Below are 19,269 nucleotides of genomic sequence, written 5' to 3'. Positions count from 1 at the left end.
CCGACGACCTCTTGAATGCCATTCAAGCGCTCTCCCAACTGAGCTATGGCCCCACGTCTTCCGTTCTCCGTCGGTGCCGCTGCGCCGGGCTGGCTTTCGCCACAACCTGCCGCCGGGGCTCTCGGCCGCTGGGGGGCCGACGTCGCCGGGAACGAGGCGGAACCTATGCGGGGAGCGCCCCGGAATCAAGGGGCTTTTTGCGCTTTTCACCGCTCTGCCAGCGAATTTGATTTTCTCTTTTATTTCCGCTGGTTAGCCTGTGGATGCAAACCGGCCGTCTGAAGCGTGCCGCCGCGCGGCCGCCCCCGGTCGCCCGGGCGCGGCCGCAAATCACCCCTCAGTCGGAGAACACCACGGTGCGCTTGCCGTTGAGCAGCACCCGGTCTTCCAGATGCCATGCCAGCGCGCGGGCCAGCACGCGGCGCTCGATGTCGCGCCCCTTGCGCACCAGATCTTCCGGCGTTGCATGGTGCGAGACGCGCTCCACGTCCTGCTCGATGATCGGGCCTTCGTCGAGATCGGACGTGACATAGTGCGCCGTGGCACCGATCAGCTTCACCCCGCGCTCGAACGCCTGATGATAGGGCTTCGCGCCCTTGAAGCCCGGCAGGAACGAGTGGTGGATGTTGATGCAGCGCCCGGAGAGCTTTGCCGCCAGCCCCTCCGACAGCACCTGCATGTAGCGGGCGAGCACCACGACCTCGCTGCGGCTTTCCTGCACGATCTGCCAGACGCGCGCTTCCTGCTCCATCTTGGTTTCGCGCGTCACCGGCAGGTGGTGGAACGGCGTATCGCCGAAGTCGAGGTGGGCATAGACCTCGCGCGGGTGGTTGGAAACGATTGCCGCAATCTCCATCGGAATCTCGCCGATGCGGCCGCGATAGAGAAGGTCGGCAAGGCAGTGGTCGGATTTGGAGGCCAGCAGCATCACGCGCCGCCGCTCGGCGCGCGCGCGCAGCGACCAGTTCATGCCGAACGGGCCGGCAATGGCCGCAAAGCCGTCCTTCAGCGATGCCAGCCCCACGCCCTCGCGCACGGGGTTGAGGGCCACGCGCATGAAGAAGCGGCCGGTTTCGCGATCGTCATACTGGTTGGCATCGAGGATGTTGCAGCCGCTCTCGAACAGGAACGTGGCAACGGCGGCCACGATGCCCGGCCGGTTGGTGCACGACAGGGTGAGGATCAGCGCCTCGCCCCTGGCCTCGCCGCGGTCCGGCGGCGGCAGCGCTCCGGCGGGGCCGGTCTGCCCCTGTGCTGCGGCCTGCCGCTCCAGCTCGGTGATCATTCTGCTTCGCTCCGCCCGTGCCCCGGCGCACCGTGCGCCGGACCTGGCTGCCGGTGCGGCAGCCGTCCCTGCTTGTCTGGCGGCTGTCTATAGCGGCAGAAGGCGGCGCGGGCGAGACGAAACAGCCGGCGGCCGGCTCAATAGGCGTTGGAGCGCTTCAGCACCACGAGAACGGTGGCGAACAGCACCCAGATGTCGAGCCAGATCGACCAGTTGTCGATGTACCAGAGATCGTACTGCACGCGGCGTTCGATCTGGTCGCGGGTGCGCGTTTCGCCCCGCAGGCCGTGGCACTGCGCCCAGCCGGTAATGCCGGGCTTCACGTGGTGGCGGAACGCATAGTTGGAAATGAACTGGGAGAACTCGTCGTCGTGGGCCAGCGCATGGGGCCGCGGCCCCACCAGCGACATCGAGCCGAACAGCACGTTGAAGAGCTGCGGCAGCTCGTCAAGGCTCGTGGCACGCAGCACGCGGCCGACGGCGGTGATGCGCTTGTCGTTGCGGGTCGCCTGCGTCACCTTGTGGCCATCCTCCATCACCGTCATGGAGCGGAACTTGTAAATGGCGAACTTGCGGCCGCCGAAGCCGGAGCGGCGCTGGCGGAAGATGACGGGCCCGGGCGAGGACAGGCGGACGGCAAGGGCGCAGGCCAGCAGCACCGGCGACAGGAAGGCGATGGCCATGGCCGACAGCAGCACATCCAGCGCCCGCTTCTGCGCCCGCTCGAACCGCGTCAGCGGCTCGCGCTGCAGCTCATAGGCAGTCGACTGGCCGATGGTGACCCGCGGGCAGTCGCGCGTGATGCGGTGCAGGGCGGCATCGGGCATCAGCTGGACCGGGATCGGCAGGATGCGCAACTGCTCGCGCAGCCAGGCGAGCCGCTCCTCGTGGGCCCACGACATGGCCAGCAACACCTGATCGGCGCCGTGCTGCTGCACGCAGGCCACCACATCGGCCACCACCGCGGCATCGGCCACGGCGCGCATCGGCGCGTTGAAGGGCGTCGAGAACTCGAACCGCGCCACCTCGTTCAGGCCCGAGCGCAGCAGCACCCGGCGGCCGCTGAGCGCAGCCAGCTCGCGCGGTTCGCCCAGCACCACCGTGCGCGGACCGAGAATGTAGCCGGCGATGAACAGCCGCAGAATGGAGCGCGCCACCAGCGAGCGTTCCAGAAAGACGAGCCCGATGGCCACCGCCGTGAACGCGATCAGGCCGCCGCGGGACATGGTGTCGCTGACTTTGACCAGAAACAGCAGGCACAGATAGAACAGCACCGCCGCCAGCACGCCCCGCACCACGAGGCTGAGCTGCGAGCCGCGACGCAGAATGGGGGCGATGTTGTAACCGCCATTGGCGTGCGCAACGAACACGAAGATGAGACCGCCGATGATGCCGGCGCTCGCCAGCTCCGTCAGGCGGCTGCCGGCCATCACGTCGTCGCCGATGAAATGCAGGTAGAGACCGTTGCCGAGGACGCTGCTGAGCACCATCACGGCGAAATCCAGCACGGCAAGGCTGATCCGCACCGTATCGAGCGGCAGGTGAACGCGGTGGGCAGCCGTGCGCCCATGAGGCGCTGTCCGGGAATAGGGTTCCGTCACCATGCTTGTTCTTCCCCCCGCCACCAGGCCGGCAGGCCCCTCTCAGCGTCCACCGGCATCACCGGCCATGCGCCGGAACAACATGACAGCCGGTGAAAAAACCGGCCCCGGATCGAAAAAAGCCCGCCGGCAACCCCGTGCCCCTCTGGCGGGCCGCTCTGCAGAAAAACCGCAGATCTGCCTGACAATAAGCCGCCGTGCCCGCCCGCCGTGCCCCTGCGCCGCTGCATCCCACCCCTCAGGAATTACCAGCGCCCGGAAATTATCAATGCCCGGATGACACCCGGAAGACGGCTGAACCGCACCACGTCCCCGCCGCTGACGACGGGATCTGATCACACAATATCGTGATCATAGCGAACGATGAGCTTTGTTTCAAGAATGCACAGACGATTTCAAGTCAACGAAAACGGCACTCATTCTGATCTGTTCTAAAAAACGCTTAATATGTTATCATTTAACAATATATAATGCTAATTTCATGCGCATTAGCTTATAATATTGAGTATTATTTTGCTTTCAATGTTACATGAACGCTTAAAAATTCTGCGCATCAAATAAAATTCGCGCCGGCCTGAACAGCATCGCTCTGTTTCTGCTGACAGGATCTCGCGCTGCATTTTTTGTAACGTACCGGACGCTGCCGCGACCGCCGCCCGGCCGCTCAGCCGAAGCGGCGGCGGGCATCAAGACCGAGGCCAAGGCCGACGGCGCCGAACCGGTCGCCGTCCATGGCCCGCGCTCCCGGCACGCAGGCGAGGATCGCCCGCCGCACATGAGGCAGCGAAGTCGAACCGCCGGTCAGAAAAACGGCATCGATCTGGTCGGCGGTCGTTCCGGCGGCGGTCAGGCAGTCGGCGATGCGCGCGGCAATGCCATCGGCCAGCGCCTGCGTGGCCGACACGAAACGGTCGCGGCCGACCGTTTCCGTCAGGCCGCGCTCGATGGCATCGAGCGCCATGGTGGCGGTCAGGGCGTCCGACAAGGTGATCTTGGCCTGCTCGACGATCATCAGCAGACCATGGCCGGCATGTTCGTGCAGAACGTGAATGAGCCGCTCGATCAGCTCCGGCTGGCGCGCCTGCCGCCGCACCCCGGCAAGGCCGGCGATGACGTTCGGCTGATAGAGCAGGTTGATGCGCGACCACGTCGCCAGATCGAAATAATACCAGCTCGGCACATCGAGCCCCTCGCGCAGCAGCGGCGTGCGATAGCCGAGCAGCGGCATCACCGTCGCCAGCGACAGCTTGCTGTCGAAGTCCGTGCCGCCGATGCGCACGCCTTCGTTGGCCAGCACGTCGGCGCCCCGCTCCTCGCGCGCCGCCCGCTGCGGCCCGAGGCGGATCACGGTGAAATCGGAGGTGCCGCCGCCGATGTCGGCCACCAGCGCCAGTTCCTCCCGGTCGAGGCTGCGCTCGTATTCCAGCGCTGCGGCGACCGGCTCGAACTGGAAGGCGATGTTGCGGAAGCCGACCGAGCGGGCGATATCGCCCAGCGCCGCCTCGGCCCGGTCATTGGCCGCCGCATCGTCGGTGACGAACTGCACCGGCCGCCCCAGCACCACATCGCCGAGATCACGCCCGAGATCGGCCTCGGCCCGGCGGCGCACTTCGGCCAGAAAACGGGCGATGACATCGCGGAAGCCGACGCGGTTGCGGCCGATCAGCGTCGTCTCGTCGATCAGTGCCGTGCCCAGCACCGATTTCAGAGCACGCATCAGGCGGCCGTCTTCGCCGTCGAGATAGGCAGCAATGGCCGCGCGGCCGATCCGCGGCGCCGGGTCGGACGGGCGCACGCCATCGCGGGGCCCGAAGAAGGCCGCGCTCGGCAGGGTGACATGGCTGCCTTCAAGGGCTGCAAGGCGCGGGGCGCCATCCGTCACAACGCCGAGGGTCGTGTTCGACGTACCGAAGTCCAGTCCGCAATGCATGATGCCGCTTCGCACCGGCAAAGCCAGCCCTCCCCGCCGATGGTGGGGGCCTGCCGGAAACGATGGGAAGAAGGGGAACGGCGGGGGCGACGCAGATAGCAGCGCCCATCCGGCGCCGCAAGCCCCAAAAAGCCGGCTGCAACCGCGCCGCGGCCGCCGGCCACCGCTTTCAGGACATCTCGTCGATCATCGTCTCGGTGGCCACGATCGCCTGCTCAAGCTCGGCGATGCGGCGGATCAGGCTTTCGCCGGGAAGCATCCGGAGACCCGCAGCCGACAGAATCAGCTGCTGCTGGGCATCCTTGAGCCGCTGGGACAGGGCTTCCAGATCCGCTTTGACCGACTTTTCTGTTTCCATCATCACACGCTTGGCCGAGCCGGCCGGGCGGAGGCGATTCGACCCGCCGTCACCAGCCACTTCCGCAGACCCTGCACGAACCCGCTGCCCCGGCGCTGCCAGGGCAGGCACAGGCCGGCCGGTTCCACATTCAAAATTCCCGATTTACGCCGTGCCGGAGGCAAAAATTGCAGCGGCTACCGTTCAGCAGGAGCACAAAGCCTCATAATCAGCATTTGCAACTCGAAAGCAACCATTGTTAAGTTTTAGCGGCCTCAGATCAGCTCTGTCCCCGGCCGCACGCCCTCGCCGCACCTCCCGGTCCCGTGCGATGCGCCCGTTACGCCCGCGGCCCGCCCCGCCTGTCTTGCCCGTCTGTCTCGCCCGTCTGTCTTGCCAGCCCCGCTTTGCCCGGCTTTTGCCGGCGTGCCCGGCGGCCGGCCGGCAAAAATCGCCGGCGCGGCAAAATGCAGCCCCCGGACCGGGCGCCGGCTGCCGCAGGGAAGGCGTTTTTGTAACCGACAGCAGTCTAATCTGTTCCAACCGGCGCGGCCGCGCCGGCCGGGCATCCCGTTCCGCCCGCCGCCCGCACGGCCCCTTCGCCGCTGCCGTCCGTTCCGCCGCCACGCCGAGAGCCGCCCATGTCCAGCATCAGCTTCATCGATACCGTTCTGATGCTGGCCTCGCTGCTGGTGGCCATCGGCATCCTGTCGTCGCTGGTGGCAACCCGCTTCGGTGCGCCGCTGATTCTGGTGTTCCTCGGCCTCGGCATGCTGATGGGCGAGGACGGGCCCGGCGGCATCCATTTCAGCGACTATCACCTGACTTATCTCATCGGCTCGACCGCGCTGGCGATCATCCTGTTCGACGGCGGCCTGCACACCCGGCTGCGCGCGGCGCGCGGCGCCTTCGCCCCGGCGCTGCTGCTTTCCACCGGCGGCGTTCTGGTCACCGCGGCGCTGACCGGCACGCTGGCTCACTTCCTGCTCGGCATCGGCTGGACGGAGGGCCTGCTGCTGGGCGCCGCCGTTGCTTCCACCGATGCCGCGGCGGTGTTTTTCCTGCTGCGCGCCGGCGGTCTGCAACTGCGCCGCCGCGTCGGGGCCACGCTGGAAATCGAATCCGGCACCAACGATCCGGTCGCCGTGTTCCTCGTCATCCTGCTCGTCGGGCTCATCGCCCGCGACGGCGGGGCATGGGAATGGTCGATTCTCAGCGATCTGGCCCGGCAGGCGGTGCTGGGCACCGGGCTCGGCATCACCGGCGGCTTTGCCATCGTGCTCGCGCTCAACCGGCTCGCCCTGCCGCCCGGCCTGCACGGCGCGCTGGCGGTGACGCTGGCGGTGCTGATCTACAGCCTCACCGCCGCTGCCGGCGGCAGCGGCTTTCTGGCGGTTTATCTCGCCGGTCTGGTCACCGGCAACCGCCCGGTGCGCGGGCTGCCGAACACCATGGTGTTTCTCTCCACCACCACATGGCTCTGCCAGATCGGCATGTTTCTGGTGCTGGGGCTGCTCATCAGCCCGTCGGCACTGGTCGGGGTGTGGCTGCCGGGGCTCACCATCGCGCTGTTCCTCATCGTGGTCGGCCGCCCGGTGGCGGTGTGGCTGTGCCTCACCCCGTTCGGCTTCACCACGCGCGAGAAGTCGTTCGTCGCCTGGGTCGGCCTGCGCGGCGCCGTCAGCATCTTCATGGCGTCCATTCCGATGCTCGCCGGCCTGCCGAATGCCCAGCTCTATTTCAACATCGCGTTCTGCGTGGTGCTGGTGTCGCTGCTGGTTCAGGGCTGGACCATCACCTCCGCCGCCCGCCGGCTGGACATTGCGCTCGCCCGCACCACCCGGCCCGTGACCCGCACGGAACTCGACCTGCCCGGACAGGCCGACCGCGAACTCGTCGGCTATCCGCTGCTGGCCGACAGCCCGGCAGCGGCCGGCGACACCGTGCTGCCCGGCTGGGCCACGCTGGTGCTGGTGGTGCGCGGCGAGGATATCTTCAACCCCATCGATGCCGGCCGTCTGGTGCCGGGCGATTATGCCTATCTGGTCGCTCCGACCACGCGGGTTGCCGAACTCGACCGCCTGTTCCGCCCGTTCGGCGAAACCTCGCTGCGCGAGGCCGCGGCGGTGGGCGAGTTCCGCTTCAACGGCGGCGCGCTGCTCGGCGTGCTGGCCGAGCTTTACGGACTGCCGCTGACGGGCGCACAGATGAGCATGACCGTCGCCGACCTGTTTGCCAGCCGCTTCGACGACGAGCCGGAGGAAAACGATTCCATCGCCTTCGGCGAAGCCACACTGGTCGCCCGCAAGGTTACCAACGGACGTGTGGCCATCGCCGGCCTGCGCCTGCCGCCGGAAGAAGCCAGCCCGGCCCTGCCGCGCACGCTGCGGCAGGCGCTGGCCGCCCGCGTGCCGCTTCACCTCGTCGCCCGCTATCTCGACCGGCTGTCAGCCCGTCGCTGAAGCGGCCGCTCGGACCGGCGCGCGGGCGCACCGGCAAAGAATTCCGCCTCCGGGCGGGAAAGGCCCGGTGGCCGGCATCGCCCCCGACAAGGCGTTCCGCCATCCGGCGGCATCGTTCCGAAGCCGCGGCCGGACCGGCGCCAACGGGAAAGCGGGGCCGGACCGGAGCGGCCGGACCAGCGGAGCCCCGCCGGCACGCTCTTCGTCCGTGCGCTTCCGGCCCGTCCGTTATCGCCCGTGCGTTATGGCCGCCCCTCCAGCCAGCGCCGCCCTTCGGCAACTGTCGCAGCCGTGAAGCCGGCGCCCAGCGCCTGCGGTTCCGGGGCATCGGCGTGGCTGGCGATCCAGCCGACGAGCTGCAGCCGGCGCAGCAGCACGAACATCGGCAGCAGCGCCTCGTCTTCTGCCGGCAGCGGCGCAACCCGGCGATAGCCGGCCACCCAGTGCGGCTGCAGCACCCGCACCGTCTCCGCATCCATGAAGCTGGTGGCGGCGGCAAAATCATAGAGCAGCCAGCCGAAACCGCAGTCGTCGAAGTCGATGACCGCCAGCCGGTCGCCGTCGACCAGCAGGTTGGCGGCGCGCATGTCGCCATGGATCAGGCCGAAACGCGCCGGCCCGCGGCCGCAGCCGTCGCAGGCGGCCGCAAGACCGGTCTCCACCGCCTCCAGAACGGCCCGGCCGGCGGCATCGAGGCCGATGCCGGCGCGCCAGTCGCCCCAGTCGGCCCGCGGGCCGCAGATGGCCTCGAAATCCCACGTCCGCCGCGTGAAGCCCTCCGGCCGCACCCAGTCGCGGGCATGGGCGTGAAGCCGTGCGGTGATTTCACCAAGCCGGCCATACCACAGCGTCCGGTCGCAGCCCTCGTCCGGGGCGGTGCCGGCGATGAAGGCAAACCCGACCGCGCGCAGTTGCAGCCCCCGGCAGGCGAGAGGCACGATGGCGCGCCCGTCGCGGGCGGCAATGTGGACCGGCGTTTCCGCCACCCCGGCCGCGCGCAGCGCCCCCATCCACAGCAGTTCGGAGGCGATGGCCGCATCGCTGTTGTAGCCCGGCCGGTGCACGCGCACGACAAGGCCGCCGGGGGCCGCGCCGGCCAGCCAGGTGGCATTTTCGGAAATATTGAGCAGCCGCAGCGCCGCCGTCTCCGGCACGCCCCAGCACGGCAGGGCGGACCGCAGCGCCGCTTCCATGGCGGCAAGAAAGGCATCGGTATAAAGCATGGCCCCTCAGGCTGCCGCAGGCGCTGCCGGTCGCAGCTCTCAAGCCCGCTTAACCGCCTGCGGCGCGCCGCGAAAGAGGGGGCGGCCGTTATTCCCCAATGGGCACGTAGGTGCAGGTGAACGAGAAGGCCACCGTCGCGGCTGCGGGAACGAGGTGGATATACCAGCCCCGGCCCTCCACCGCGGACGCCACGTCCACCGCCTTCTCGATGGCGAACAGGTTGTCCCGGTGGGGCAGGCTCCAGTGCTGAACGGTGGAAAGCGCGCGGGCCTTGGCGGTGGCGGCATCCGGGGCGACCAGCAGCACGTTGCGGTGCAGCTCGGCAAACTCGTCCGGATCGTAGCCGCCGAGATTGACGAAGAACAGCCGGTCCCCGCCCGCCGGCGGCTCGCGCCGCAGCACGATGTCGTGGCCGTCGGCCTGCCGCAGTTCGCCCCAGCAATCGAGATGCAGGCTGGCCGGTTCGCCCCACCACTGCGCGCGCAGATCGGGATAGCAGTCCTCGGCGCATTCGCCGGCCGAGAAGCGGACATCGTGCAGCTCGATGTTCGCATTCCTGAAGTCGCCGCCGATGCTGAACATGAAGAGTTTCATGATGCCCTTCCGGAAAACAGGTCTGCCGCCGGCACGCCCTCAGGCGCCGACATAGACGAAGGCGCGCAGGCCCGAGCGCAGAGTGACCTCAATGCGCCGGTAGTCCGACACTTCATAGCGGTCGGCCGCCGCCAGTTCCTCCGGCGTGATGCTGAACACCCGGCCCTCGACGGCATCGGACGGATTGCCGGAGGGCACCACCACCGGATGAAAGCGCGCGCCGGAGGCGGCCAGCACATCGGGATCGGTAATCTCCAGCCACTCCTGCCGGTAGCCGGGCATGGCATCGGCCTCGCCTTCCAGCAGCCGGCCGAAGGACGAAAGCTGCACACTCTCAAGCTGCAGCGTGCCATAGGAAAAAAGACGGATCGTCGCCTGTGCGGACGTCGCCTGTGCGGACATGGACGGCACCTTGCGAAGCAGAAACCGGGCGGGACAAAGCGGGCGGAGCGGGAATCGGGCGCCGGCAGAACAGCAACCGCCATTCTTGCTACCGCGCGCCGGCCGGCCGCGCCAGCCTCGCCGCGCCGGAGTACGGGCGGTCGGGCTCAGACGGACGGGCACCGGCGGGCGCCGCTCCGGTGCGCTGCCGCCCCGCCCTCCCGCACTTTGCCGGCGAGCGGACGATCAGGGCGGCTGCGTGATCTCGCCCGGCCGCCAGCGACCGTTAAACCACGGCGCCAGCAGGCCATAGAGCCCGACGGATGGTGAACCAGCCCCGGCCGGGCAGAGAGTTGTGCTCCCGACCGGCCGGCGCCGCGGGGCCGAACCACACGTCGACCGCCCCGGCGGCGTTGACCTTCACGTCCCTGCTCTGACCGGAGACGCCCGGTGCACTCCGGCTGGTCTGCAGCATCAAGCGGGTCTGCGTGTCGCAGACGATGACCGACCAGAGGTCCTTCACCGGGATATCCGGCGGCAGGCGGAGCCGGCAGGTATTGCCGCCGTCGAACGGCCTGCCGGTGGAATCGAGCGCCGTCCACGGATATTGCGACCCCTGACCGACCATCTTCTCGGCCATTGCCGGGGTCACGCCCGTTGCGATCTCACAGAAGAAGATCGCCCCGCCGGGATTGCTCACCCCCGGTGCCGTCTCGAATTTGTATCCGCCGAAGAATGGCTTGCGCCAGTCGCTGCCGGCACAGAGGAAGGCATCGTCGTCGCGGATCCTGCAGGCGATCGCGCCCACCGTCACAGCGCCGATATCGGCGGCATCGGTCAGGATCGCCTTCGTCCGCGCATCGGCGGCAGGATCAGATATCTGCCGCCCTTGCCGCCGTCCGCACCGGGGAGGCCGATATCGGCCACCCAGCGATACCACACGTCGTCGATGAGCCCGGGCACCCGCGGCGGCCGGAGCCGGATCGTCGGCCGCAGCCGGACAGGGCGCACAGAACCAGCGCCGCGGCGATGGGAGACCTGTTCATGCAGCCCTCCTCCGCAGGGCCTTCATCCGTGCCGCGTGCCCGGTTGCCGCGGCCGGCGGCACCGCGCAACAGATGGCAGCCGGAAGATCTCCCCGGAAGAAGACGTTCCCGTGAAGAAGAACATGGCGACGGGGCAGATCGCCGCTGCGCCCCGCCCCGTCACCGTCCTTGCCGCAGTTAACCGGCCTTGCTCAGTCAGCCGGCCTTGCCTCAGTTGCCGCTCGGCAGCGACAGCGTGAAGCCCTGCTCCTCCAGCGCATCGCGGACGAACTTGAAGCGCTCGTACTGCGACAGCGTGATGGGGCCGGAATAGGACTCGCTCTGCACCTTGCGCGGCGGATACTTCACATAGGTCTTCATCAGGCTGTGCACCGCCTCGTTGGCCGGCACCAGCGCCCACGTGCTCTCCGTGAAGTTGTTCATGAAGATGTCGTAGCGCTCCTGCGGATCGCTCATCAGGTCGAACACCTGCGGCACGGTCGCCGCATATTTCTCGGCGCCCTTCCAGCCAAGGTTGGTATCCACCGAAAGGCCGCCGGTGGGCGCACCGTCATCGCCGCGCAGGTTGAAGACATACTTGAAGTTGCCGACGCGGACGGCGCCGGGGGTCAGCTCGTTCTCGGTGAAATAGAACCAGTCCGGGCGCGGGTCCTCGCCCTTGCCGAGCCACACCGGCGTCATGTCATAGCTGTCGAAGATGATCGGCTTGCCCTCGCGGTCATTCGCCGGCAGCTTGACGCCGGCAACGGATGCGAACGTGGCCATCAGATCGAGGCCGCCCATGATGTCGTCGCTCTTGCTGGCCGGCTTGATCCTGCCGGGCCAGCGCGCCATCGAGGGCACGAGATTGCCGCCCTCGCGCACGGTGCCCTTGGTGCCGCGGAACGGCGTATAGCCGGCATCCGGATAGACATCCTGCCAGGCGCCGTTATCGACCGTGTAGACCACCAGCGTGTTGTCGGCGAAGCCGAGCTGATCGAGCTTCTTCAGCACATTGCCGATGCGGGCATCGAGTTCCACCACCGAGTCGGCATATTTGGACTTGGAGGTGGACTTGCCGATGAACTCCGGCGCCGGCAGATTCGGCTGGTGGTTCTTCATGAAGTTCACACTGATGAAGAACGGCGTATCGGGCGTCTTGGCCGCATCTTCCAGGAACTCCTCGGCGGCCTTCTCGACATATTTGTCGAGGAAGGGAATGCCGACGACGCCCTTGTCCGGCGTATCGACATATTCGCCGTTGACCTTGAAGTCTTCCTTCGCCGCTTCACCGGCCTTGCCGGACAAAGCACCCTTGGTCGCGGCCGCGAACATCTTCCGCAGCTCGGGGCTCATGGCCGGGAACCACTTCGGATCGCCGTAGGTGTAGGCGTTCAGGTGGTAGAGGAAGGTGTATTTCATCACGTCGTAGCCCTGAGCGTTGGGCAGCGCGTAATCTGCCTCGCCAAGATGCCACTTGCCGGTGAAATAGGTCTTGTAGCCACCCTGCTTGAGCACGGAGGCGAGCGTCCATTCCGCCTTCGGCAGACCGCCGCCCTGCCCCTGGAAGGCCACCGTGGTCATGCCCGACCGGTTGGGGATGCGCCCGGTCTGGATGGCGGCGCGGCCGGGCGTGCAGCTCGGCTGGCCATAGAAATTGGTGAACACCATGCCGCCGCCCGCCAGCTCATCGAGATTGGGGGTGGGCATGCCCCGGCGCTTGCCGCCGAGAAAGGCACCGAGATCGCCCCAGCCGGTATCGTCGGAGACGATCAGCAGGATGTTCGGCTTCTTTGCCGGCACCGCGGCGGGGGCATCGCTCTGGGCGAAGGCCGTACCGCCCCAGCCCAGCAATGTCACCGTGACGGCAGCGGTCAGCGTGGTCGAAAGAGCCGCTTTCATCGTCTTCTCCAGTGCATTCGGAGACATCAAAAAGAACCGGGGTGCGCTCCGCAGAAACGCGCTCATCCGGCCGGTGGGAAAATGGTCTTCCAGTCGTTCTTCATGTCCACCACGGTCCACCCGTTCGCGGGGGCCGCGTCCAGCGCCTTGTCGAGGCGGCCGAAGGACGATTGGCGGTCATAGGCGTATTCACGCTCGCCATCGGTGTGATGCACGATCAGCCCGAGGCGGGCGCCCTCGCCGGCGGTGGTCCACTCCAGCATCTGCAGGTCGCCGTCGGAATTGCCGAAGGCGGCGATCGGACGCTGCCCGATGTGCTGGTTGATGCCCACCGGCTTGCCGGCGCCGTCGTCGATGAAGTTCAGGGCCGGCTGGCGCACCAGCACCGGCTTGCCGTCCACCATCTCGAACTTCGTCACGATGCTTGAGCCGACCACCTGTGCCGGCAGCACACCATAGACTTTCTCCGACCATGGCCGCATGAATTCGATGCCGCCGCCGGAAACGATATAAGTCGTGAAGCCGTTTTCGCGCAGATAAGCCATCAGCTCCAGCATCGGCTGATAGACGAGTTCGGTATAGGGCTTGCGGAAACGCGGATGTTCGGCCCGGGCCAGCCAGTCGGTGACGATCTGCTGAAATTCGTCCGGCGTCATGCCGGCATGGGTGACCATCACCAGTTCCAGAAGCCCCTTGTCGCCGGCGGCGGCCAGGGTCTTCAGGTCGCCGTCGATGGCGGCCTTAAGCGTCGGGTTCGCCTGCCATTCGGGGTGCGACGGCGCCAGTTCCCTCACCCGGTCCAGCGCAAAGGCAAGCTGGGTGTACATGGGCTGCTCGACCCACAGGGTGCCGTCATTGTCGAAGACGGCAATGCGCTCTTCCGGCCGAACGAAGTCCGCGCTCGCCGGATCGGTCACACGGGCAACAAAAGTCTCGATGCTCGATTTCGCAGCCCCGTCGTTCCACGATGGCAGCGGGTCTGCCAGTCCTGCTGCAGGCAAAAGCAGGGAAAGAAAGCTGAGCATCAGGGCACGAACGATGAAGCGCATCCCGGATCCGCCTTTTCTTTTTAGCCGGAGAATCTATACAAGAAAGCGTGGACATCATCTGAGAAGCGAAACGATAACCTCTCCGGCCAGCCCCGCGCAGCCTTGGCGCTCAACAATTCCCCGCGGCGCTCCCTTCTTCGTGAAGCGCCGGTCGCTCTGTCCGGTCTGTCAAAAAAAACAGTCCGTCCGCTTGATTTAGACGATCCGATGGCGATGCTCTTATCACTTTACGTCACCCGGCGAGGTTTCGATGGGCGTTTCCGCTGCAACCGTCCTCGTGCGTGCAAAGGGCTTCGGCGCCCTGCCTGAGATGATCGAGGAACAGGCCGGCGAACGGGTGCTCGCGGACATCTTCGCGCGCGAGCACCTGCCGCTGGCGCTGCGGGAGACCCCGGGCCTGCCCATGCCGCTGCGGGCCATGACGGGCCTGTTTGCCCGCGGCGCCGCCGCGCTGGAGAGCCGCACGTTCGGGCTGGATGTCGGCGAGCGCATGACCTGCCGCGGCTACGGGCTGTGGGTGGAGCATGCCGTTGGCGCCGCCACGTTCGGCGAAGCGCTCCGCCGCACGGTGAGCACGAGCTGGGCCCACCAGAGCGGCGCGCGGCTGGAACTGGTGCGCGACGGCGATCACCGGGTTCTGCGCTTTGCCACGCCGGCGTTCGATGTGAGCCGGACCCAGCACTGCGACCACCTGCTGCCCCCCATGCTCTCCCTTGCCCGGCTTTTTCTCGGCGCTGCGTGGCGACCCGACTGGATGGAGGCGGAATATCCCCGCGACCCCGGCGCATCGCAGGTGGAGGACAGGCTGCAGGCGGACCTGCACTGCGGCCGGCCGGGAACCGGCATTGCCGTGAAAGAAACCGAACTCAGCCGGAGGCGGAGCAGCGAAGCCATGGAGACCGCTCGTGTCGTCACCCTGCGGGACGTGCTGGCCGACGTGATCCTGGCCGATGCACCGGAGCCCGCCCGCGCCCTTTCCGCCATTGTGGCGCTGCGCCTTCTCGATGGCCGGAGCGACATCGAAGGCGCCGCCTGCCTCATCGGCCTCAGCGTTCAGGGATTGCAGCGCCGGCTGCGCCAGAAGGGGTTCACCTATCGCGAGATCGTCGAGGAGGCCCGCCGCGCCCGCGCCATCCGCCTGCTCATCGAAACGCCGATGTCGATTCTGGCGATCTCGCTGTCGCTGGGCTACGAAACCCACGCCAGTTTCACCCGCGCCTTCGTCCGCTGGGAGGGGTGCACCCCGTCGGAATACCGGCGCGGACGCGAGGCCGGCCGGCTGTCCTAGGCTGCGCCGCGCCCTTCCGCCACCGCGGGCAAACCGGCACGAAAAAGGCCACCGCCCGCAAGCGGACGGTGGCCGGCTGCGGCCTGCGGGGCCGCCGGTGGAGTTGGCGCAGACGGTCTCAGACCTTCAGGCGGCAGCTGTCGGCGACGACCTGTCCGTCGCCGCCATAGTCGTTCGCCTTGGCGAGCCAGTTGTGGCACGCCTGCCGGGTGGGGAAGCAGGCTTCGACATTGCGGCCCGTTTCACCGAAGCCGTCGCCCGATTTGGCGACGTAGACCCCATGCCACTTATTCGCGGGCTTTCCGCACGACTTCTCGTCACGCACCGTCTCATAATTGGCGTTGATGAGGCTTTCGGCGGAGGCCACCTTCTGCTGGCTGACGCAGCCGGCAGTCAGCAGGGCGGCCGGCAGGATTGCGATCAGAACGGCTTTGCGGATCATTCCCATTTCTCCTCGATGATTCCGGATTGCGGACAGGCTTTGCGGAACCGGTTACGCGAACGAACCGCCGGCAGTGGGGTCGACCGCGCCGTTCTGACGGGCATCCCGGAGCGCCACGATGCCGATGATGAGCGCGATGACCGCCGGCAGCAGGACAGCGCCGCTTTCCAGCACATAGTCACCGATGATGAAGCCGATGCCGCCGCCCGAGGCGAAGCCGAGCAGGACGAGGAAGAACAGCCCCGACCAGTAGAGGTTCGGCTCGCCGTTGATCCCCTGCTTCCTGAAAAGCCCCTGAATCAGGAAGTTGAAAGCCATCTGCACGACAAACGTCACGGCAACATTGCCGTAGAGCATTCCGTGATCTTTATGGAACGCATTACCCTGCATGCCGGCCACAAAGCTGATCGCATAGGCCAGATAATGAGGATTGATGGCTGCGGTCGGGTCCTGAACCTTCAGATGCGCGAGATACCACAGCACCACGAGCATCGCCGCCTGCAGGAACAGGATGAACGGCGTGAAGACGACGCGCCGGCGCAGCAGGGTGGTCATCAGAATGCCGCAGAAGGCAGAACCGAGGCCGAAGGCAATGACCGACAGGAAGGGGAACGTAAATTTCTCCCAGTCGCCCTGCGCCAGCCAGTAACCGCTCTGAACGACGTTACCGGACTGGACAGTCGCAAAGGTTTGCGCATTCGGCAACGTCCAGGCATTCATCGATCCCGCCATGAAAGCCAGCAGGAAGCCGATAAAAGGACGCTCGACAAGCGGATAGCGGATCTTTTCCGGATGGTCGTTGATAACACTGGACGCCATAATTCACTCCCTCGTTGAATGTTCCGAAGGGCACCAGATCTGGAAATGTGTGCGTGTGGTCCGGGGCCCGGAGCGGAGGAGACCGCGGCTCTGCGGGACAGGGATCGCAGATGGCTGACAGCGCTATCGGGTCAGCGCGCGGCGCGCGCGGGGGGCCGCGCTCCGCGGGGGAACCGGCCGGAAGCCCGCAAAAGGGCCCCCGGCCGGCATCGGATCAGCCCTTGACGACGGGCTGGCGCGTCTTGCGAAGGGAGGACAGCAGCGGATCACCGACATCGAGGTGACCTTCGACCAGATGGCGCGGCGTCAGCGCCAGCCACTGGTTGAGCGAAATGTCCTTGTATTCAGCGGTGTGGAAGACGTTCAGCACCCGCACCGGCTCGTCGCCGATATTCTCGATATAATGCGCAAGGGTCTTGGGAACATACCCGACATCGCCCGCCACGAAATCGAAGGTGCGCGCGTTGCTGACCGCGTCGAACACGGTCATGCGGGCCTTGCCGCTGATATAATACTGCAATTCATCGGCATCGGGATGCCAGTGAATTTCACGCATACCGCCCGGCTCAAGGTCGATGAAGAGCGCTGCGAGGTTCGTCACCTCGAAGTTCTTCGCATCGACCACCTGCGTGGCGCCGCCCGGATACTTCGTCGGCGCGATCCGGGAGGCCCGGAAGACATATTTGTCGGTGAAGTTCACGGCGCCCAGATCGCGGCGCACCTCCTCCAGCGGCGGCGGAACCGGCTGGCGGAAGATGTACTTCTCGGAAGCCGGAATGCCGGCAAAGGCGCTTTCCGGCACGCCGAAATTCTTCGCCAGAACCTCGACCGGGGTATGGGCGAACAGTTCCGTCACCAGAAGGGTCTGGTTTTCGGAAAAATTGCCGTCATTGAAGACGAGAACGAATTCCGTTCCTTCCTCAAGACCCTGAATTGCATGGGGAAAGCCCGCCGGCGCCAGCCAGAGGTCGCCCGGCTCCAGATCCTCGATCAGCGTCTGGCGCTGGTCGTCGATCAGATAGAAGCGCACCCGGCCCTTCAGCACGTAGGCCCATTCGGCTTCCTTGTGCCAGTGCATTTCACGCACCACGCCGGACGGCAGGCGCATGTTGACGATGGCCAGTTCCTTGAGTGCGCCGAGTTCGCGCGTGGTGACTTCGCGGGCCCATCCGCCGTCTTCAAGACGGTTATGGGCCATCGCGAAGGGGAACTTGAGGTTCGGAATACCGCCATTGTCGGTCGCCGGCGGGATCAGGATATCGGGGTTCTGCGCCTCGACCTCCGGATTGCGCGGACCGACAATGTCCGCTCCCCGGGTGCCGACAATGGGCTGCTTCAACGCGGCCATCAATTTTTCCCTTTTCCGATAGAGGCAGTCTTGTTTGCCCGCAGGTCAAACCACGGCAGACTAGCTTTCATCGGCCACCTCATCAAGGTACGCCAAATTATTACGCAGTTGTCGTTCATTTATTTTTATTCAGAATGAATGCCCATAACAGGCGCTCACCGGTCGAAAAACACCGTTTCAGAAAACGTTCAGGGCCTCAATATCCCAAACGGGATAAAAGGACAGCCTGTCTGATCTGTCCATGTTCAGCATTTATTGATATGGCGGACCGGTCATCCGGTGGCATTCTGCCTGGCCGGAAGACGCGCAGGGCGTCTGCAACCGCGACAGGCAGGCCTGCTGGCACGGCCGGCGGATCGCCTGAGCGCGCGGGATTTCAGGAACGCAGGATTTCATGCAGGTTTTCAGCGAGACGGTCAGCGCCATCTACGAGGCTGCGGTCCGGCCGGAAAACTGGCCGGCCGCTCTGGAAAAAGTCGGCGCCTGTTTCGATGCCGAAGGCGCCGTGATCATTTTCTACAGCGGCAATTCGGAAACCGATTTCATCCATTCACCGGGACTGCATGACGCGGTAAAGCTCTATCAGGCCGAAGACTGGCACCGGAAAGACCTGCACGCCTTGCGTGCGATGGAACTACACCTGACCGCCGGGGATATCTTCGACGATTTCAGCGTCGCAACCCGGGAGGAAATTGGCCGCCACCCGATCTACACAGATTTTTTCCGGCGTGTCGGCTTTGGCTGGCTGATGTCCTGTGTCGTCCTGCCCGACAGCGACAAGCTGGTCGCCCTCTCCGTGCCGCGGGCCAGCGCAAAGGGCCCGTTCAGCGCCGCGGAAATGGAAACGCTGCGCCTGATCGGCAGCCATGTGGAACAGGCGCTGCGGATCTCGTTGCGGATTGCGGATCTGGATGTGACGACGGCGGCCCTGCACGCGGTGCTCGACAAGATCGATACCGGCGTTCTGCTGCTCGATGCAAAGCGCCGGCTGCTGTTTGCCAATGCCTGCGGTCAGCAAAGCCGCGCGGCCCTTTTCGAAGCGGCCGCCGGGCCGCTGGTCCCCCGCACGCGGAGCGAACGGGCGGTGTTTGCCGCAATGGTCGGGGCGGCCGGCGGGGACGCGGGCGGAATGGAACCGCCCCGCGCCACCGTCCTCACCGCGGCCGACGGCCGCCGGTTCGCCACCCGGGTGCTGCCCGCCTCGGCCGCGCCGCAATGGCAGATCGGCGCGCACGACACCGCCCGCACGTTCATTCTGACCACCCCGCTGGAACAGAACAACGCCACAGACCCGGCCCTTGTGCGCGACCTGTTTCACCTGACGCTGGGCGAAGCGCGGCTGGCGGTTCTGATCGGCAGCGGCGTCGAGGTCCGGGGCGCGGCAAGCCGGCTCGGCATCGCGGAAGGCACGGCGCGCATCGTGCTGAAGCGCATCTTCCGCAAGCTCGGCATCAACCGTCAGGCCGAACTGGTGCTGAAGCTGTCGCGGGTCGCCGGCATCGCGCCGCCCTCCCCCGCGCCGGCACAGGCCGTGACGCGGAACCCGGCGGCGGACCAATAGAGCCGCCGCGCGGGGTGCGGA

The 19,269-nt window shown here is 66.5% G+C and carries 16 protein-coding genes; 3 read left to right on the top strand and 13 right to left on the bottom strand.

Annotated elements, in window-relative coordinates; genetic code table 11:
• Positions 1-337: 337 nt before the first annotated feature.
• The 4 genes from purU to V7067_RS01260 all read right to left on the bottom strand — a co-directional run bounded on the left by purU (position 338) and on the right by V7067_RS01260 (position 5,234).
• Positions 338-1,285, bottom strand: a complete 948-nt coding sequence (purU, locus tag V7067_RS01275; RefSeq protein WP_334174052.1) for a formyltetrahydrofolate deformylase — start codon at positions 1,283-1,285, stop codon at positions 338-340.
• Between the two features lie 137 nt (positions 1,286-1,422).
• Positions 1,423-2,889, bottom strand: coding sequence for an undecaprenyl-phosphate glucose phosphotransferase (locus tag V7067_RS01270; protein WP_334174051.1), 1,467 nt, complete (start codon positions 2,887-2,889; stop codon positions 1,423-1,425).
• Positions 2,890-3,550: 661 nt separating this feature from the next.
• Positions 3,551-4,819, bottom strand: coding sequence for an Hsp70 family protein (locus V7067_RS01265; protein WP_334174055.1), 1,269 nt, complete (start codon positions 4,817-4,819; stop codon positions 3,551-3,553).
• A gap of 166 nt (positions 4,820-4,985) precedes the next feature.
• Positions 4,986-5,234 (bottom strand): hypothetical protein, encoded by a 249-nt coding sequence (locus V7067_RS01260; RefSeq protein ID WP_334174050.1) that lies wholly within the window; start codon positions 5,232-5,234, stop codon positions 4,986-4,988.
• Between the two features lie 560 nt (positions 5,235-5,794).
• Between V7067_RS01260 and V7067_RS01255 the strand changes: the two genes are divergently transcribed.
• On the top strand, positions 5,795-7,615 hold the full coding sequence (locus V7067_RS01255) for a potassium/proton antiporter (RefSeq protein ID WP_334174049.1): 1,821 nt from the start codon (positions 5,795-5,797) through the stop codon (positions 7,613-7,615).
• Positions 7,616-7,857: 242 nt separating this feature from the next.
• Here V7067_RS01255 and V7067_RS01250 read toward each other — a convergent pair whose 3' ends face one another.
• The 6 genes from V7067_RS01250 to V7067_RS01225 all read right to left on the bottom strand — a co-directional run bounded on the left by V7067_RS01250 (position 7,858) and on the right by V7067_RS01225 (position 13,766).
• Positions 7,858-8,838: a phosphotransferase gene (locus V7067_RS01250; protein ID WP_334174048.1), complete on the bottom strand. Its 981-nt coding sequence runs from the start codon at positions 8,836-8,838 to the stop codon at positions 7,858-7,860.
• 88 nt (positions 8,839-8,926) lie between these two features.
• Positions 8,927-9,433 carry a DUF1543 domain-containing protein gene (locus V7067_RS01245; RefSeq protein ID WP_334174047.1) on the bottom strand — a complete coding sequence of 169 codons (507 nt, stop codon included), beginning with the start codon at positions 9,431-9,433 and terminating at the stop codon, positions 8,927-8,929.
• A gap of 39 nt (positions 9,434-9,472) precedes the next feature.
• A complete protein-coding gene (locus V7067_RS01240) occupies positions 9,473-9,835 on the bottom strand; it encodes a gamma-glutamylcyclotransferase family protein (protein WP_334174046.1) in 363 nt (120 codons plus the stop codon).
• Between the two features lie 265 nt (positions 9,836-10,100).
• Positions 10,101-10,754 carry a DUF1214 domain-containing protein gene (locus tag V7067_RS01235; RefSeq protein WP_334174045.1) on the bottom strand — a complete coding sequence of 218 codons (654 nt, stop codon included), beginning with the start codon at positions 10,752-10,754 and terminating at the stop codon, positions 10,101-10,103.
• A 316-nt stretch (positions 10,755-11,070) separates the two neighbouring features.
• A complete protein-coding gene (locus tag V7067_RS01230) occupies positions 11,071-12,741 on the bottom strand; it encodes an arylsulfatase (RefSeq protein WP_334174044.1) in 1,671 nt (556 codons plus the stop codon).
• 62 nt (positions 12,742-12,803) lie between these two features.
• Positions 12,804-13,766 (bottom strand): HAD family hydrolase, encoded by a 963-nt coding sequence (locus V7067_RS01225; RefSeq protein ID WP_334174054.1) that lies wholly within the window; start codon positions 13,764-13,766, stop codon positions 12,804-12,806.
• Positions 13,767-14,040: 274 nt separating this feature from the next.
• Between V7067_RS01225 and V7067_RS01220 the strand changes: the two genes are divergently transcribed.
• Positions 14,041-15,078: a helix-turn-helix domain-containing protein gene (locus V7067_RS01220; protein ID WP_334174043.1), complete on the top strand. Its 1,038-nt coding sequence runs from the start codon at positions 14,041-14,043 to the stop codon at positions 15,076-15,078.
• A 118-nt stretch (positions 15,079-15,196) separates the two neighbouring features.
• Here the strand turns inward: V7067_RS01220 and V7067_RS01215 are convergent, their stop codons facing one another.
• The 3 genes from V7067_RS01215 to V7067_RS01205 all read right to left on the bottom strand — a co-directional run bounded on the left by V7067_RS01215 (position 15,197) and on the right by V7067_RS01205 (position 17,687).
• On the bottom strand, positions 15,197-15,520 hold the full coding sequence (locus V7067_RS01215) for a hypothetical protein (protein ID WP_334174042.1): 324 nt from the start codon (positions 15,518-15,520) through the stop codon (positions 15,197-15,199).
• A 51-nt stretch (positions 15,521-15,571) separates the two neighbouring features.
• The gene (locus V7067_RS01210; RefSeq protein WP_334174041.1) at positions 15,572-16,339 is read right to left on the bottom strand and encodes a YoaK family protein; all 768 of its coding nucleotides are present in this window, start codon (positions 16,337-16,339) and stop codon (positions 15,572-15,574) included.
• A 214-nt stretch (positions 16,340-16,553) separates the two neighbouring features.
• Positions 16,554-17,687, bottom strand: coding sequence for a cupin domain-containing protein (locus V7067_RS01205; RefSeq protein WP_334174040.1), 1,134 nt, complete (start codon positions 17,685-17,687; stop codon positions 16,554-16,556).
• Positions 17,688-18,081: 394 nt separating this feature from the next.
• Between V7067_RS01205 and V7067_RS01200 the strand changes: the two genes are divergently transcribed.
• A complete protein-coding gene (locus V7067_RS01200) occupies positions 18,082-19,248 on the top strand; it encodes a hypothetical protein (protein ID WP_334174039.1) in 1,167 nt (388 codons plus the stop codon).
• Positions 19,249-19,269: the final 21 nt, after the last annotated feature.

The organism is Pseudoxanthobacter sp. (assembly GCF_036822375.1).
In the GTDB taxonomy this organism is placed as follows: domain Bacteria; phylum Pseudomonadota; class Alphaproteobacteria; order Rhizobiales; family Segnochrobactraceae; genus Pseudoxanthobacter.
Note: the sequence above shows the minus strand (reverse complement) of the source record. Positions and strands in the feature narration are given on the sequence as shown.